Annotated in this window: 14 protein-coding genes; 3 read left to right on the forward strand and 11 right to left on the reverse strand. The window is 28.3% G+C overall.

Annotated features, from left to right (window positions below; genetic code table 11):
• Positions 1 to 161: 161 nt before the first annotated feature.
• Positions 162 to 2,258, forward strand: coding sequence for an ATP-dependent DNA helicase RecG (gene recG / locus BXQ17_RS02035; RefSeq protein WP_077809028.1), 2,097 nt, complete (start codon positions 162 to 164; stop codon positions 2,256 to 2,258).
• 16 nt (positions 2,259 to 2,274) lie between these two features.
• Here the strand turns inward: recG and BXQ17_RS02040 are convergent, their stop codons facing one another.
• The 9 genes from BXQ17_RS02040 to BXQ17_RS02080 all read right to left on the reverse strand — a co-directional run bounded on the left by BXQ17_RS02040 (position 2,275) and on the right by BXQ17_RS02080 (position 11,887).
• Positions 2,275 to 3,066: an anti-sigma factor gene (locus tag BXQ17_RS02040; protein ID WP_077809029.1), complete on the reverse strand. Its 792-nt coding sequence runs from the start codon at positions 3,064 to 3,066 to the stop codon at positions 2,275 to 2,277.
• A gap of 2 nt (positions 3,067 to 3,068) precedes the next feature.
• Positions 3,069 to 3,599, reverse strand: a complete 531-nt coding sequence (locus tag BXQ17_RS02045; RefSeq protein ID WP_077809030.1) for an RNA polymerase sigma factor — start codon at positions 3,597 to 3,599, stop codon at positions 3,069 to 3,071.
• A 150-nt stretch (positions 3,600 to 3,749) separates the two neighbouring features.
• A complete protein-coding gene (locus BXQ17_RS02050; protein WP_077809031.1) occupies positions 3,750 to 5,711 on the reverse strand; it encodes a DUF3857 domain-containing protein in 1,962 nt (653 codons plus the stop codon).
• Entirely contained in the window at positions 5,698 to 6,792 is a 1,095-nt protein-coding gene (locus tag BXQ17_RS02055) for a PolC-type DNA polymerase III (protein WP_077809032.1), read from the reverse strand. The genes BXQ17_RS02050 and BXQ17_RS02055 overlap by 14 nt, the downstream gene beginning before the upstream one ends.
• Before the next feature lie 25 nt (positions 6,793 to 6,817).
• A complete protein-coding gene (locus tag BXQ17_RS02060; protein ID WP_077809033.1) occupies positions 6,818 to 7,486 on the reverse strand; it encodes a YggS family pyridoxal phosphate-dependent enzyme in 669 nt (222 codons plus the stop codon).
• 1 nt (position 7,487) lies between these two features.
• Complete coding sequence (locus BXQ17_RS02065) at positions 7,488 to 8,726, reverse strand: DUF1015 domain-containing protein (protein WP_077809034.1); 1,239 nt, start codon at positions 8,724 to 8,726, stop codon at positions 7,488 to 7,490.
• A 3-nt stretch (positions 8,727 to 8,729) separates the two neighbouring features.
• Positions 8,730 to 9,680, reverse strand: a complete 951-nt coding sequence (locus BXQ17_RS02070) for a D-2-hydroxyacid dehydrogenase (protein ID WP_077809035.1) — start codon at positions 9,678 to 9,680, stop codon at positions 8,730 to 8,732.
• Between the two features lie 53 nt (positions 9,681 to 9,733).
• Positions 9,734 to 10,801 (reverse strand): 3-phosphoserine/phosphohydroxythreonine transaminase, encoded by a 1,068-nt coding sequence (serC, locus tag BXQ17_RS02075; protein WP_077809036.1) that lies wholly within the window; start codon positions 10,799 to 10,801, stop codon positions 9,734 to 9,736.
• Positions 10,802 to 10,825: 24 nt separating this feature from the next.
• Positions 10,826 to 11,887 (reverse strand): acyl-CoA reductase, encoded by a 1,062-nt coding sequence (locus BXQ17_RS02080; RefSeq protein WP_077809037.1) that lies wholly within the window; start codon positions 11,885 to 11,887, stop codon positions 10,826 to 10,828.
• 69 nt (positions 11,888 to 11,956) lie between these two features.
• Between BXQ17_RS02080 and BXQ17_RS02085 the strand changes: the two genes are divergently transcribed.
• Complete coding sequence (locus BXQ17_RS02085; protein WP_077809038.1) at positions 11,957 to 12,307, forward strand: 4Fe-4S dicluster domain-containing protein; 351 nt, start codon at positions 11,957 to 11,959, stop codon at positions 12,305 to 12,307.
• A 52-nt stretch (positions 12,308 to 12,359) separates the two neighbouring features.
• Here BXQ17_RS02085 and BXQ17_RS02090 read toward each other — a convergent pair whose 3' ends face one another.
• Positions 12,360 to 13,862, reverse strand: coding sequence for a carboxypeptidase-like regulatory domain-containing protein (locus tag BXQ17_RS02090; protein WP_077809039.1), 1,503 nt, complete (start codon positions 13,860 to 13,862; stop codon positions 12,360 to 12,362).
• Between the two features lie 150 nt (positions 13,863 to 14,012).
• On the opposite strand from BXQ17_RS02090, the gene ychF reads away from it, so the two are divergent.
• Complete coding sequence (gene ychF / locus BXQ17_RS02095; protein ID WP_077809040.1) at positions 14,013 to 15,104, forward strand: redox-regulated ATPase YchF; 1,092 nt, start codon at positions 14,013 to 14,015, stop codon at positions 15,102 to 15,104.
• Positions 15,105 to 15,144: 40 nt separating this feature from the next.
• Here the strand turns inward: ychF and BXQ17_RS02100 are convergent, their stop codons facing one another.
• Positions 15,145 to 15,720, reverse strand: coding sequence for an aspartyl/asparaginyl beta-hydroxylase domain-containing protein (locus BXQ17_RS02100; protein ID WP_077809041.1), 576 nt, complete (start codon positions 15,718 to 15,720; stop codon positions 15,145 to 15,147).
• Positions 15,721 to 16,106 lie beyond the last annotated feature (386 nt).

A 16,106-nucleotide genomic window follows, 5' to 3' on the forward strand; every position in this document is an offset into this window, starting at 1 on the left:
AACAGTCAAATGTAATTGTTTTTCAAACATTTAGATACATAAAAATATAAAAAGTCACAATTACGTAACAAATATAAAATATAAAACACAAAACATAAAAAAGTGGGGTATTAAATTATTTAAAGTATGTTTATGTAAATTTGTACAAAAAATAATCAACTTTGAATCTAGAAAAATCAATAACATATATTAAAGGTGTAAGTGTACAAAGAGCTGCTCTTTTGTATACAGAATTGGGTATTAAAACATGTAATGATCTACTTAATTTTTATCCTTTTAGATATATAGATAAAACTACTTTTTACGCAATAAAAGATTTACAACCAAGTACAGCAGAAGTTCAAATTGTTGGTAAGATTACAAGAGTAAAATCTGTGGCTCAAAAAAGAGGAAGTAGGTTAGTGGCAACATTTCAAGACGCTACTGGCACCATGGAACTAGTTTGGTTTAAAGGGCAAAAATGGATTAAAGATGCTTTAAAAATTAACGAGCCATACGTGGTTTATGGTAAATTAAATCATTATAATGGTAATTTTAGTATTCCGCACCCAGATTTAGAATTGGTTAAAGATTATAAAAAAAAGTTGCAAAGCAAAATGCAACCTGTTTATCATTCCACAGAAAAATTAGTGAATTCTGGTGTTTCTAATAAAATGATTCGAGGTTATGTGCAAAATCTAATTCAACAATCGTTTGATATTATTACAGAAAGTTTATCTAAAGATATTCTAGAAGAATACAAGTTAATGCCCAAAAGAGAGGCGCTTTTAAATGCTCATTTTCCTAAAAATCAAGAAAGTTTAGCCAAAGCACAAAGCAGATTAAAGTTTGAAGAGTTATTTTTTATTCAATTACAATTAGTTAGAAAAAAGCTAATTAATAAAACAAAAATTAAAGGTTTTGTATTTGAAAATGTAGGACCAATTTTTAATAATTTTTATTCAGAAAAACTTCCTTTTGATTTAACAAATGCACAAAAAAGAGTTTTAAAAGAAATTAGAAAAGATGTTGCCTCTGCAGCGCACATGAACAGGCTTTTACAAGGCGATGTTGGTTCTGGTAAAACAATTGTTGCCATTTTGTCGATGCTTTTAGCTATCGATAATGGCTATCAAGCAACCATTATGGCGCCAACAGAAATTTTAGCAAATCAACATTTTACAGCAGTATCAGAATTATTAGAAGGCTTAAATGTAAAGGTAGATATATTAACAGGTTCTGTAAAAACAAAAAAAAGAAGAGAAATTCATCAAAATTTAGAAGATGGCACTTTACATATATTAGTAGGTACACATGCTTTGTTAGAAGATAAAGTTGTTTTTAAAAACCTAGGAATAGCAATTATTGATGAGCAACACAGATTCGGAGTTAAGCAAAGAGCTAAATTATGGGCAAAAAATACATTGCCACCTCATATTTTAGTAATGACGGCTACACCAATACCAAGAACGTTAGCAATGTCTGTTTACGGTGATTTAGACATATCTGTAATTGATGAGTTGCCTCCTGGCAGAAAAGAAGTTAAAACTGTACATAGGTTTGATAGCAATAGATTATCTGTTTTTAAATTTATGAAAGATGAAATAGACAAAGGCAGGCAGGTTTATTTAGTGTATCCGTTAATAGAAGAATCCGAAGCTATGGATTATAAAGATTTAATGGATGGTTATGAAAGTGTTGCAAGAGAATTTCCATCACCAAAATACCAAATAAGTATTGTACATGGTAAAATGAAACCTGCTGATAAAGAATTTGAAATGCAACGTTTTGTAAAAGGCGAAACACAAATTATGGTAGCTACAACTGTTATAGAGGTTGGGGTTAATGTGCCTAATGCGAGTGTAATGATTATTGAAAGTTCTGAAAGATTTGGACTTTCACAACTGCATCAACTAAGAGGAAGAGTAGGTAGAGGTGCAGATCAAAGTTATTGTATTTTACTATCTAGTTATAAATTGTCTGAAGAAGCTAAAACACGTCTTAAAACAATGGTAGATACTACCGATGGATTTAAAATTGCTGAAGTAGATTTAAAACTAAGAGGTCCGGGTAATATTATGGGAACGCAACAAAGTGGTGTTTTAAATCTTAAAATAGCAGATGTAGTTAAAGATTCTAAAATTTTGGTTGCTGCTAGAAATACAGCTATTTCTGTTTTACAAGATGATAGTAATTTATCGAAAGAAGAAAACCTACCAATAAAACAAGCATATATAAAAATGACCAAATCATCTAAGATTTGGTCAAATATAAGTTAAACTTTTAGTTTATTTTTTACGGAGTAGAAGCTACTACAGCACCTAAAGCATATAATTGCTCTAAAGTAGGAGACTCGCTACCACCTTCATCTTCTAAAGTAATACCAAATGCTTCAGATTCATTTGCGTTTTCAATAGTGAAAATCTTATTAGCATCTGCAGTAAAAGTATCGATTGTACCTAAACTTGTAGGTGTTAAAGGACTCATTTTTAAAGACCAAACTTGGTAAACTTTACCTTTTGGTGGTTCTGGTAATCCTTTAGCATCTAGATAAATACTTTTTGTTTTCTTGTCCCAATAAACTTTAGCATAAGAATCCGGAGAAACTTTTTGTCCATCTAGTGGTACTGATATAATTTCTTTATCTCTAAAAACTGTAATTAGTTTTTCTGCTTCTGCTAAACTATTAGAAGCTTTCTCTATTTGTTCTTCAAGTTGTACTTTTTCTGATGCAACTTGTTCTTGTAATTTATTATTTTTAGAAATAGACCAAATTAATGTACTTCCTAAAAGTACTGCAGCTGCCCAACCAGTAAACTGAGTCCAGTTAGTTTTGCGTTCTGCAATTTTAATTACTTTTGTATCGTTATTGTTTATGCCCTTTAAAATATCTGTAAATAAATAATTTGAATCTTTTTTTGCGGCAGCAGTTAATTTTACAATAGCATTTTCTATTGAGGTAACTTCGGCCAAAAGTTCTGGGCTTTTTTTAACTGCATTGTGCACTTCTTCATTCTCTTTTTCAGAGAGAGAGCCTGCTACATACAGTTCTAAAATTCCTGATTCTATGTATTTTTGTATATCCATTATTAAACGCCTACCATTGTTCTTAATTCTGCAATACAATTTCTATTGCGTGTTTTTATTGTACCAAGTGGTATGTCTAATTCTTCTGATGCTTCTTTTTGTGTGTAGCCTTTAAAGAATAACAATTCTATTACAGATTTACATTTATCACCAAGGTTTTTTACAAACTCTTTTATACCTATTGCATCTGTAGAATTATTTAGATTATCACTTGTTTCTAATATATCTACGAAAAAATCTGAGTTAAGGTTTTGTTTCGACTGCTTAAACTTCTTAGAACGAGTATAATCTATAGCGGCATTTCTTGCTATATTTAAAATCCAAGTAAAAAATCTACCTTTTTTAGAGGAGTAAGAATCAGATTTGTTCCAAGCTTTGATAAAAACATCTTGTGTTATTTCTTGGGCAACATCGTCATTTTTTACGATAGTATTAACAACACCAGAAATACTATTACAATACATATTGTAAAGTTTTTCGTAGGCTTTTACATCCTTTTGTTGAAAATCTAAAACTAGTTTATCTAAATTCATAATTGCTATTAGGTGCTAATCTATTAAATTTAATTGATAATTTAACAAATATTAACATTTTAAAAATAACTGTTTACTATTTTTAAAATCAATTTTACAGTTTAACTGTTTGTTGATCAGCAGTTTTTTGTTTTTAATCTTCTTAAACTGTTAAACTTTATTTTTTTCTAATAGAATAAAAGAGTTTTCGGCAATAATTATTTGTTTAAAATATTCTTTTAAAGCGAAATATTCTTCACTTGTATATGTTTTTCTATTGATACTAAAGCTAACATATAAATTTATTGTATTATCTTTTTGTTGCGACTTTATAATAAATGTACCTCCTTTATTAGGCAATGCAATTGCTTTGCTTTTCGGTAATTTAGATACTTTATATTCTTTTGGAATTGTTAAACTTAATGAAAAAGTACTTTTAAAAGGGTGTGCGAAATCTACCGGATAATTTCTTTCTTTTAATTTAAAAGGATTCACATTTATTCTTTCAAAAATAAAAGGGTTAATTCTAGCCGTGTTTCCTAAATCTTCATTCATAAAGATCTTAACTTTAAAAACTTCTGTAATAGGTTTCTCAATTAAATCTTTAGAAACAACTTTATAGTCTTCTACTTCTAGATCAACATGTTTAGATTCTACTTCATCTAAGTATGAATCTTTTGATAAACTTGCTAGTTTTTTTCTTTGTTTTTGTGCGTAATATCCTGTTTTTCTTATAAATAAGTTTCCAGTAAATACACCTTCTGCATTTAAAGTAAGCTTACTATTTATATTTTTATTTGAATTTATCGTTGGCTCTAAATAAGTCCAGTTTCCTTCTTTTTCATAATTTATAACCCTTGCTTCTCCGTTTAAAGTTCTTATCGGAACCAAGCCAAAGGGTAAAAATTTATCAGTAGCATCTAAATAATAATCTTTACCATCGATATTTACTTTAACTATTACGTAATTATAATCATAAATAACAGGATGTAATTTTGTAGGGATACCATTATTTCTTGTTGATAAGACAACTAAATTTGCGTTTATGTTTGCAGCCGTTAAACTATTGTAAAGTGATACGTTTATTTCGCCAACATTGCCAGATTTTTCATTAAAAGCTGTTTTTACTTTTGCGTCTTCATTGGTCCAATTTTTATCATTCCATGTATAATGATTTTGAATAAATTTGTAAATTTCTTTTGCTTTTTTAAGTTCATTTTCTATCGAGAATAAATTTTCTGGTAAATTTTTTCTAAAAAAACTCTTCTTTGAAGTTTGATTGTTAAAAAATTGAGCTTTTAACTTTTTGTCTGCTTTTTTCCAAGTAGTTGTGTAGCTTGTTTTATCACCTCTCACATCTGTGTATGAGATTAAATCGAAAGTAATTCTTGCCAAATAATTTTTCTTACTTAGCATATATTCTTCTTTTTTAAAGGCCGGTACGTTATTCATACCATAAGAATATATAATACATGCTCCTTCGCCAACGCCATCTATATAAACACATTTCTTTTTTATAGATGGATTATCTTTGTCTAAATTTAAATAGCCAATTAATCGAACATGGTATTTATAATTACCCAAAACAGCTGCGTCAAATTCACTTTTAATTTTTGGTATTTCAGATTGAAAAGTCCAATCGTCTAAACCTAAATATGGTGATAAAACACTGTATTTATATTCGATAACACTACCTTCTTTAATTTTAGAAAGTGTAAATTTTTTAGTTTTCCAGCTTTCACTATTTTCAACTGTAAAAACATCTTTATCCATAAGATTATTTTTTACAATTCTAGAATCATCATTGATATTGTATGTAATTGCTTTTAAATCAACTAATCTTTCTTTTTTGTATAAATCGATGCTAATATTTGCTAAATCGAAGGCAGATTTATTAAAGATTTTAATTCTGTAATAATAATCTGTTCGAGTGTTATAATTGTTATTTGGATCTAGATAAACATTGGCATGTTCATATAGTACTACAGCAGCGGCAGTAGAATCTTTGTCATAAATAGACATTTTTAATTCTTTGAGTGTAGTTTTACCTAGTTTAGTAGATTTTTTTGCTTGTGCAATGTTAATAGAGGTGTGTGTAAGTAATAGTAGTAGTAAAATTTTAATCTTTTTCATTTGAAAGTCTAACAATTTTTTTAACAGAGCTTGTATTTAAGTAGTTTTTAACAATAGTTTTTGCAAGGTTTTTATCTTCTATTGGTGTTAATACAGATTTTAAAATATCTAAACGATTTTCTTGATATGCTAAATTTGTATATCCATAACCAAAAACCTCTTTGTTTTCTACAAGTATAACAGCGTGCTCTTCGACTTCTCTTCCTTTTTCATAAATTAAAAAATCTTCGTTGTTAAACTCGCGTAAGTTTGGTTTTCTTTTTTTTCTGAAGTTAAATTTTGGTGAAAGTATATCTAATTCTATATAATATTTAAGTCTAGTAAATAAATCGTTGCCAGTCTTTTCGAAAGAAATGGCAGCAGCTCTATCTTGAATTTTTACTGCTCTACGTGTTTGTTTTAAAAACAATTTATTTACTTCTGCTTTTACATTTTTGCCACGACCTAAAAAAATCACTTTGCCTTTTGCATCATGAATGTAAAATAAACCTTGTTCTTTTGGTACAGAATCGATAAGTTTCTGTAACCTTTCTTTTTCAACTCTTTTGTCGTGGTATTTTACAGAATTTTGAATAATAGATTTGTCGATGTCTTTCTCTAACAGAAGTTTAAAAAGTTGCACGGTCGCCAATGCATCACCAGAAGCTCTATGTCTATCTGTCATTGGTATACCTAGGGCTTTTGTTAATTTACCTAAGCTATAAGAAGGTTGATCTAATATTAGTTTTTGACTTAACTCTACTGTACAAAGTGTATTTCTATTAAAATCATAACCCAATCGATCAAACTCGGTGCTTAAAATTCTATAATCAAAAGCAGCATTATGCGCAACTAAAGTACAATCTGTAGTAATTTCTATAATTCTTTTAGCAACCTCATAAAATTTAGGTGCATTTTGTAGCATTTTGTTGTTTATACCGGTAAGTTTTACAACAAATTTTTGGATTTCTTTTTCAGGATTAACAAGACTAATAAATTGATCTACAACCGAGTGTCCGTCAAATTTATAAATAGCAATTTCTGTAATGCCTTCTTCATTAAATTTACCTCCTGTTGTTTCAATGTCTAGTATAACGTACAAATTCTATATCTTTTTAAGCAATTAATTAGTTGTAGTTTCTATTACCAAAGATAGAACTTCCTACTCTAATCATTGTGCTACCACAATCGATAGCTAAGTTATAATCGCCACTCATTCCCATAGAAAGAGTTTCTAACTTGCAATTGTCTTTAATTGTAGCAGTTTTATGTTTGTTAAAAAAGGCTTTTAATGATAAAAACTCTTCTTCTAGTTGTTTCTTGTTATCTGTAAATGTAGCCATTCCCATGAAACCTACAATTTTAATATTTTTTAAATTTTGTAATTCTTCAGAAATTAATATTTTTTCAATTTCATCAAAAGATAAACCAAATTTAGTTTCTTCCTTTGCTATTTTGGCTTGTAATAGACAATTAATTACTCTGTTATTTTTTTTGGCTTGCTTATCTATTTCTTTAAGTGTCTTAAATTTGTCTACACCATGAATTAAATCTACAAAACTAGCCATATATTTAACTTTATTACTTTGCAAATGGCCAATCATGTGCCATTTAATGTCTTTTGGTAAAACTTCGAATTTGTTTACCATTTCTTGAATTTTATTTTCACCAAAAATACGCTGACCAGCATCATATGCTTCCTGTAAGTCTTCTACTGGCTTTGTTTTAGAAACAGCAACTAAAGTTACAGAACTTGGTAAACTTTCTTTTATTTGATTTAGATTTTCTGTAATCATTTTAAAATTCGTAAATAGTTAAAGCACTTCTTAATTTTGGTTCTATATATGTAGTTTTTGGTGGCATTAATAAACCAGCATCTACTATTTCTTTTAATTCTGATATGGTTGTTGGTAACATGCCAAAAGAAACTTTAAACTCGCCAGAATCTACTTTTGTTTTCAATTCTAAACTATCAGATTTATCTTGTGAATATACTATTTTAGAATCGTTTCTGATGTCTTCTATACCTAAAATTGGTTTTAAAACCGTTGTGTATAATATTTGGGCATCTAATTTACTTAAAGAATCTGTAAAATTATATAAAGATTTGCGCAAGTATAAAGCATAAAACTCTCCATTAAGATACATGCTAAAATGGTGTTTCTCTTTTGGTTTGTACAATTCTTGTTTTCTATTTTCTATTCTAAAAATAGTGTCTAATTCTATTAAAAATTCATGCGGAGTAAGGCCGTTTAAGTCTTTGATAAATCGATTAAACTCGTAAATACTTAATTGACTTTCTGGTAACAAATAACTCATAAAAAAATTATAAGCCTCTTTACCCGTATGATTTGGGTTTTCTTTTGCTAGTCGATCTGCCAACAAACAAGAAGATGTTGATCTATGATGACCATCGGCAATATATAACGTATCAACCTCTTTAAAAGCTTGTTCTATCTTTGCAACATCTATTTTATCGTTAACAACCCACAAAAGATGAGAAGTTTTATCTGTTGATGAAAACTCGTATTCTGCTCTTTCTTTTGTGTATTTTTTTATTATTGATGATATATCATCATTGTCTGGATATGTTAAAAGTACTGGTTCTGCATTAAAACCAGTGTTTTTTAAATAATTTTCAAACAACAGTTCTCTTTCTTTTAAAGTGCCTTCGTGTTTTTTTATAACATCGTTATGATAATCTTCTACAGAAGTTGCAGAGATTATTCCGCAGAAAGAATTTGTTGCAGTAATTTTTTGATAAATGTAAAAACCAGGTAATTCATCTTGAAAGAAAATTTCGTCTTCTTTAAATTCTAAATATCTGTTATGAACCAATTTAAAGCGTAACTCTCCTGTAATATCTTGTTTGTGATATTTATAACCAGGATTTATAACGTGTAAAAATGTATACGGATTAAAAGCTAATTTAGAATTTAGCATTTCTGGTGTATAAACTTCATAAGATTTAGAAGAAACCAATGCTGCTTTATCTCTTTTAGCTCTTACCGCTTTAAAAGGTTTAACAATTGCCATATTTTATTTTAAAAGTGCAATAATTTGAGATGCTAATTCTGTACCAATTCTTTCTTGTGCGTCTATACTTTCTGAACCAATGTTTGGTGATAAAGAAATCTCTGGATTCATTAATAATTGTACCGCAGGTGTTGGCTCTGTTTCAAAAACATCTAAACCAGCAAATTGTACTTTACCACTTTCTATAGCTTTTACTAAATCTACTTCGTGTAAAATACCACCTTTTGCAGTATTGATAATTCCTACACCATCTTTCATTTTTTCAATTTCTACACCGCTTATAATGTATTCTTCTTGTGCTGGTGCATGTAAAGTAATAAAATCAGATGCTTCTAGAACATCATCTTTATCTATAGTTTCTATATTAATAGTAACTTTTTGACCGTTAAAAAAATCTATAGAAATTGGTGCTCCTGTAATTCTATCATCCGAAGCAATTACATTCATACCCAAAGCTAATGCAATTTTAGCAACAGCTTGTCCTGTTTTTTCAAAACCGATAATACCTAATGTTTTTCCGCGCAACTCTAAACCGCTTGCATAAGCTTTCTTTAAATCTTTAAAGCGAGTATCACCTTCTAAAGGCATTTCTCTGTTAGAAGAGTGTAAAAATCTTGCCATTCCGAATAAATGTGCAAAAACCAACTCTGCTACAGCATTTGCCGTTGCGTTTGGTGTATTTATAACGTGTAAACCATTATCTTCTGCAAATTCTACATCTACATTATCTGTATTTACACCACTAATACCAATCAATTTAATACTTGGGCAAGCTTCTATTAACTCTTGTCTTACTTGCGTATTATTTTTAACCAATATTGCATCAATATTATTATCGTTTATAAAGTTTTCTAATTGATTTTGTGCAACTTTAGTAGTTAATACTTCAAAACCTCCTTTTTCTAAAGCGTCTATTCCGCTGTTAGAAATACCGTCATTTGCTAATATTTTCATTCTTTTATTTCAGTCTGTTCAAATTTGTAATTAAATAAGAACGGTTTGTATTTTTATTTTTGATTTCTCTCAAATTCTTGCATTACATCTACCAAAACCTGTACACTATATAAAGGTAATGCGTTGTACATGCTTGCTCTATAACCACCAACACTTCTGTGTCCGTGTAAGCCATTTATACCAGCTTCTTTCCACATTTTATCAAAAGATTCTTTTAAAGAATCATCTGTAATGTTAAAAGTTGCATTCATAATACTTCTATCTTCTTTAGCTACAATTCCTTCGAAAAACGGATTTCTATCAATTTCTGAATATAATAAATCGGCTTTTTTAGCATTTACTTTTTCGATAAATGGAATTCCGCCTAAATCTTTAAGCCATTGCAAAGTTAACATAGAAACATAAACAGCAAAAACAGAAGGTGTATTAAACATGCTGTCTTTATCTATATGTACTTGATAATTTAACATAGAAGGAATGTGTCTTTCTACTTTTCCTAAAATTTCTTCTTTAATAACAACTAAAGTTACACCTGCTGGACCCATGTTTTTTTGAGCACCTGCATAAATTAAATCGAACTTTTCGAAATCTAATTGCCTAGAAAAAATATCTGAGCTCATATCACAAACTAAAGGAACATTTGTTTCTGGAAAAGTTTTCATTTGTGTACCAGCAACAGTATTATTACTTGTGCAATGAAAATAATCTACATCTTCTGGTATGCTATATTCTTTAGGAATGTAAGAAAAACCTTTATCTTTAGAAGAACCAACTTCTATTAACTCACCAAAAGCTTTGGCTTCTGTTATCGCTTTGTTAGACCAAGTACCCGTATTTAAATACGCAGCTTTTTTGTTTAATAAATTATAAGCAACCATTAAAAATTCTAAACTTGCACCACCTTGCAAAAATAAAGCTTTGTAACCTTTATTTTCTAAACCTAATAATTCTAGAGCTAAAGATCTCGCTTTTTCTATAACGTTTACAAAAGATTCGCTTCTATGAGAAATTTCGATTAAAGATAAATTATCATCATTAAAATTTAAAATTGCTTCAGATGCTTTTTTAAGAACTTCATCTGGTAAAATACAAGGTCCTGCGCTAAAATTATGCTTTTTCATTTTATAGTTGGTTGTGTTGTTGTTTTATATTTTAGATAAGAATTCTAATGTATTAATTCCGTCTGCATAATCCCATAATTTAGGATTCTGAGTTTCGCCAAAAGCAATTTCATTTTCTATAAAATTGTTAGCAACAATACATTGAATTTTTTCTTTATCTTGATGTAGTTTAATTTTTAAATCTATTTCGTTGTCATAATATTCGTAAAATATTGTGGCAATAGGAGACGCGTAGCTTTCATCTTCTTTAATCATTAAAAAACCATTTTCTAATAAATCAAACTCGCTCATTAAATAAACAGCTTTGTTATAATCATAATTATTGGCATATTTTGCATTGCCTATAATGTCTTTTTTTGCGTACATTCCTGTAAAAAAAGCATCAAAATTATAATTTTTTGGCACATATAGTTTAGAAACACTTCTACAACCTAAACCAAAATATTGAAAAACATCATTAGATAATTTCGTAAAATCTTCTTCAGTTTCTTTACCTGTTAAAACAGCCACAGAATTTCTACTTTTTCTGATGATATTTGGTTTGTTTTTAAAGTAATATTCAAAGTAACGAGCCGTATTATCGCTACCAGTAGCAATTACTGCGTCAAAATTTTCTAATTTCTGTTCTGTAAAAGAGATGTTTCCTTTAAAATTAGAATTTACATATTCTAAATACTTGGCCAAAAAAGGTAGTAAATGTTTATCGTTAGAAGATTGTTTAACTAAAACTGAATTTCCTGATATTAATACTGATAAAAAATCATGAAAACCAACCAAAGGAATATTACCTGCCATTACGATTGCCACAGTTTTAGCAGTAGCATCATTTATCGAATTTTTAGAAACCCATTCTTCTAAGTTGTTTTTTGTTAGTGCATTAGACCAACTTTCTAAAGAGAATAAAATATTATCTTTAGTAAACCAAGAATTGTTTTCTTGAGCTAATTTTATTTGATGCTTAAATCCATCAAAAAAAAGATCGTTAAATTCTACACTTTCTTTTTTTGCTATTTTTTCTTGAGAAAACTGACTTAAAAATGCTCCTAATTTTACAAAAGCAGTAATTCTATTTTGAATACTATCCATTTATTTTGGTTGTAACTATTTTTGGCGTTATTTTTGCAATTGCAAAGGTACAAAACAGAAAAGAAAATTATGGCAATTATAATAACAGATGAATGTATAAATTGTGGTGCTTGTGAACCAGAATGTCCTAACACAGCAATTTATGAAGGCGCAGACGATTGGAAATATTCTGACGGAACAGATTTATCGGGAAGCGCAGTGTTACCAAACGGTAAAACAATAAATGCAGATGAAGATCAAGAACCAATTTCTGATGAAGTTTACTATATTGTAGCAGATAAATGTACAGAATGTAAAGGTTTTCATGAAGAGCCACAATGTGCAGCAGTTTGTCCTGTAGATTGTTGTGTGCCAGATGATGATAATGTAGAAACTGAAGAAGAATTATTGGCAAAACAAAAGTTTTTACACAACGATTAATCTTTTTTAAGTATAAAATTTTAAAATCCTGAGTTTTTTACTCAGGATTTTTTTATGAATTCTTTTCTAAATAATTTATTATTAGCTGTCTGTTTTTCCATGACGATGCGTTGTGTTTTTCATCAGAAATATAAGTAGATTTTTTTTTGAAATCTTCTTTTGTGTAAGGTATTAGATTTTTATTAAGTGTTTTTGTAGGCTCGTTCAGTAAAACTTCTGTTACTTCATTTAGATTAACTTCTACTTTAATATTGAATTTTACTTTTTCTCTATTTTTTGAGTTTTCAATAAATTTTATAGGTCTATTTATATACGCATAGTTTTTTATTTCTTGTTTTAGATAAGAAGCATAAACACTACCATTTTTGTCTTTTTCATAAAATAGAGTAGTAGCGTCTTCGTTTTCTGAATACTTAATACCTAAAAGCCATTTTAAATTTACATGTTCGCCTCGTTTTCCTTTTGCGTACTTATAAATTATTTTTTGTATGCTAAAATTAACAGGATTAATATATATTTTTCCGGAATATTTTGCTTTAGATTTTTTAGGTTTATACGATATAACGTACATTTTGTTACCATTTATAATTTCACTTTTTTCTAGAGATTGATTGTAAAATTTGCGGTTTAAAAAGTTGTTTTCGTCATTATTTAAAAAAAACGAACCTTTATTTTCTATAGTTCTTTTGTTATTTGTTATTCTAAAATTGCCAAAAGAATTGTCGTTTTTTAGAGAATCGGTTTTTTTAGAAACCTCTTTAAAAGACAAAGAGTCTTCAACTTTAAACAATCCTGTTTTTACTTTATATGTTTTATTTTTATCTAAATGTGTTAAAACAATATTCTGAATTTTATTTTGAAGATTATTTAAGGTTATGCCATTAGACAATTCTTTTTTTCGATATCCTTCGACATTATCAATCTTAATAATAGAAACTTTTTTATTAGTCTTTTTTGGTTTTATGCTTTGTGTATTAATCTTAGCATAAAATTCCTTAGAAAACTCGGGACTTATATTTTTTAAATTTTTAGAAAAATTTTCAAAGTCTTTTTGTGCCAATTTTCTATTTTGTTTATTAAGTAGAGAGCTAGATTCTAAATCTAATTCTAGTTTATTAAAATCTATTTTTTGATTTTCGTAAACATATATATCTTGTTTATTACTAAAAGTAATATAATTTTTACGCATACTGTCTAAAGTTTTCTGTATTAAATTTTCTAAGGATATTTTATCAAATTTTAGCTCTATCTCTGCTAATTGATTTATATTTTCTAATAAGTAGACGTTGTATTTTTGGTTAATTAAATCATTAATAGTCAATGTTACAGATTGATAACCCAAAGAAGAGAAGGTGATTTTTGTAGCATTTTTAAGTTGTAAATTATAATTGCCAAATTTATCGCTTACTGTACCTGTTTTATTGTTTGTTACAATTGCAACACGCTCAATTGGTTTATTAGAAGTTTTCGAGAATACATAACCAGAAATTTCTTGGGCATTTGAAGATATATTTACAATTAAAATTGTTAAAAATAGGTGTAATTTTATTTTCATAAGTTGAATTTATTTCTAAAAATATCATTTTTTATTATTGCAAAATAAAACCTTAAAAAGTTTAACAAAGTATTATATTTGCACTCTCAAAAATTTATGAAAGATTAACAAAAATTAAGTTAAATCTTTCTTTTTTTAAATTTATTACACATGAAAGCCGGAATTGTAGGATTACCAAACGTAGGAAAATCAACCTTATTTAATTGTTTATCTAATGCAAAAGCGCAAAGTGCTAACTTTCCTTTTTGTACAATAGAACCTAATTTAGGTGTAGTAAATGTACCAGATAAAAGAATAGAAAAGTTAGAAGAACTTGTGAATCCAGAGCGTGTTTTACCAGCTACAGTAGAAATAGTAGATATTGCAGGTTTGGTAAAAGGAGCAAGTAAAGGAGAGGGTTTAGGAAATCAATTCTTAGCAAATATTAGAGAAACAGATGCAATTTTACACGTTTTGCGTTGTTTTGATAATGATAATATTATTCATGTAGATAATTCAATTGATCCTGTTAGAGATAAAGAAACAATCGATATCGAATTACAGTTAAAAGATTTAGAAACAGTTCAAAAAAGACTAGAAAGAGTAAAAAGAACTGCTAAAACTGGTAATAAAGAAGCGCAAGCAGAATTGGTTGTTTTATTAAAAATTGAAGAAACTTTATTACAAGGTACTTCTGTTAGAGCTTTAGATTTTTCTGAAAAAGAAATAGAATTTGTACAATCTTTGCAGTTTATTACAGCAAAACCAGTGTTATATGTTTGTAATGTAGATGAAGGTTCTGCAGTTTCTGGTAACGAATATGTAGAAAAAGTAAAAGAAGCTGTAAAAGAAGAAGATGCAGAAGTAATTGTATTAGCTGTTGGTACAGAAGCAGATATTACAGAGTTAGACGATTATGAAGAAAGACAAATGTTTTTAGCTGATATTGGTTTAGAAGAAGCAGGTGTTTCTAGGTTAGTTCGTTCTGCGTACAAATTATTAAACTTACAAACGTACTTTACAGCAGGTGTTAAAGAAGTTAGAGCTTGGACAATACCTATTGGTTCTACTGCACCACAAGCAGCAGGAGTAATTCATACAGATTTTGAGAAAGGCTTTATTAGAGCAGAAACAATTTCTTATGAAGATTATGTTACTTTTGGTAGCGAAGCTAAAGTGAAAGAAGCTGGTAAAATGAGAGTAGAAGGTAAAGATTATATTGTAAAAGATGGTGATGTAATGCACTTTAGATTTAACGTATAATTACTTTTTAAATAAAGTTATTATAAATCCCGATAAGAAATTATTGGGATTTTTTTATCAAGTTTTTCAACCAATCATTAGGTATCATATCTATTGTTAAGTTTATGCGTTCTTCATTACAATTGTTAGTAATTTGATGAGGCTTTGTTAAATCTAAATACCAACATTCTCCCGGTTTCATATTTACAGGTGTTTTGTTTAAATTAAAAACCATTTTATCATTATTTAAAATAGGTATTGTAATTCTAATTACAGATTTTTCTACCGTTAGTCCTAAAGTTGGGTCTGTGTGTTCTTTTACTTCAGAATATGGCGCAAGCCTTAATAATCTAACCAAAGTTACTGTTGTGTTTTTTTGAAATTTTTCAACAATACTTTTTAGATATACTGATTTTTCTAAAGAGTTTGTATTTAGCCATTTTGTCCAAGAACCATCGGCATAATCTTTCGCAGGTGGCGGAAAAGGTAAAGACGAATCTACTATATGAGCTGGACCTCGTAATTGAATTACATTATAATATACAAAATCTTCATGGCATAAAATTTTTGTTTCTTGCGTTAGTTTTTCAGTATCAAAATTAAAAGGCAGTTGTACTCTGTCATTATTAATAACCATAAAAAGAATATAGAATTTATTTATTGCACTAAATTAGTTAATAGAATAAAGTTAAAAGCTAGTATAAATACCTGTTTTTGTATGAAGCAGTTCTATATACATACTCAACCGTTTCGTACATATCATATTTGTGTAATAACTAATTTTCTTAAAAAGGTAAAGGTGGTCAAAAAATTTTTTGAAAAAAAGCTGTTTTTTTAAAACCAGACCCTATGGTTTATCGTATATGTTAAAAATACTAACAGTTGTAAATGTTTAGTTAATAGAATAATATATTTTTTTATTAACATAGTTTTATCAAAAAATTAACATAAAAACTATTAAGTTAAACTATATTTACAAGCTTAAATTTTCTTATAAAATATGTACAACATTTTTAATAAGAC

Source organism: Polaribacter sp. BM10, assembly GCF_002005425.1.
Taxonomy (GTDB): Bacteria; Bacteroidota; Bacteroidia; order Flavobacteriales; family Flavobacteriaceae; genus Polaribacter; species Polaribacter marinaquae.

Coding starts and splice junctions, on each gene's coding strand:
- BXQ17_RS02040 (WP_077809029.1), bottom strand. CDS start 3,066: ATGGATATACAAAAATACATAGAATCAGGAATTTTAGAACTGTATGTA.
- BXQ17_RS02045 (WP_077809030.1), bottom strand. CDS start 3,599: ATGAATTTAGATAAACTAGTTTTAGATTTTCAACAAAAGGATGTAAAA.
- BXQ17_RS02050 (WP_077809031.1), bottom strand. CDS start 5,711: ATGAAAAAGATTAAAATTTTACTACTACTATTACTTACACACACCTCT.
- BXQ17_RS02060 (WP_077809033.1), bottom strand. CDS start 7,486: ATGATTACAGAAAATCTAAATCAAATAAAAGAAAGTTTACCAAGTTCT.
- BXQ17_RS02065 (WP_077809034.1), bottom strand. CDS start 8,726: ATGGCAATTGTTAAACCTTTTAAAGCGGTAAGAGCTAAAAGAGATAAA.
- BXQ17_RS02070 (WP_077809035.1), bottom strand. CDS start 9,680: ATGAAAATATTAGCAAATGACGGTATTTCTAACAGCGGAATAGACGCT.
- serC (WP_077809036.1), bottom strand. CDS start 10,801: ATGAAAAAGCATAATTTTAGCGCAGGACCTTGTATTTTACCAGATGAA.
- BXQ17_RS02080 (WP_077809037.1), bottom strand. CDS start 11,887: ATGGATAGTATTCAAAATAGAATTACTGCTTTTGTAAAATTAGGAGCA.
- BXQ17_RS02085 (WP_077809038.1), top strand. CDS start 11,957: ATGGCAATTATAATAACAGATGAATGTATAAATTGTGGTGCTTGTGAA.
- BXQ17_RS02090 (WP_077809039.1), bottom strand. CDS start 13,862: ATGAAAATAAAATTACACCTATTTTTAACAATTTTAATTGTAAATATA.
- ychF (WP_077809040.1), top strand. CDS start 14,013: ATGAAAGCCGGAATTGTAGGATTACCAAACGTAGGAAAATCAACCTTA.
- BXQ17_RS02100 (WP_077809041.1), bottom strand. CDS start 15,720: ATGGTTATTAATAATGACAGAGTACAACTGCCTTTTAATTTTGATACT.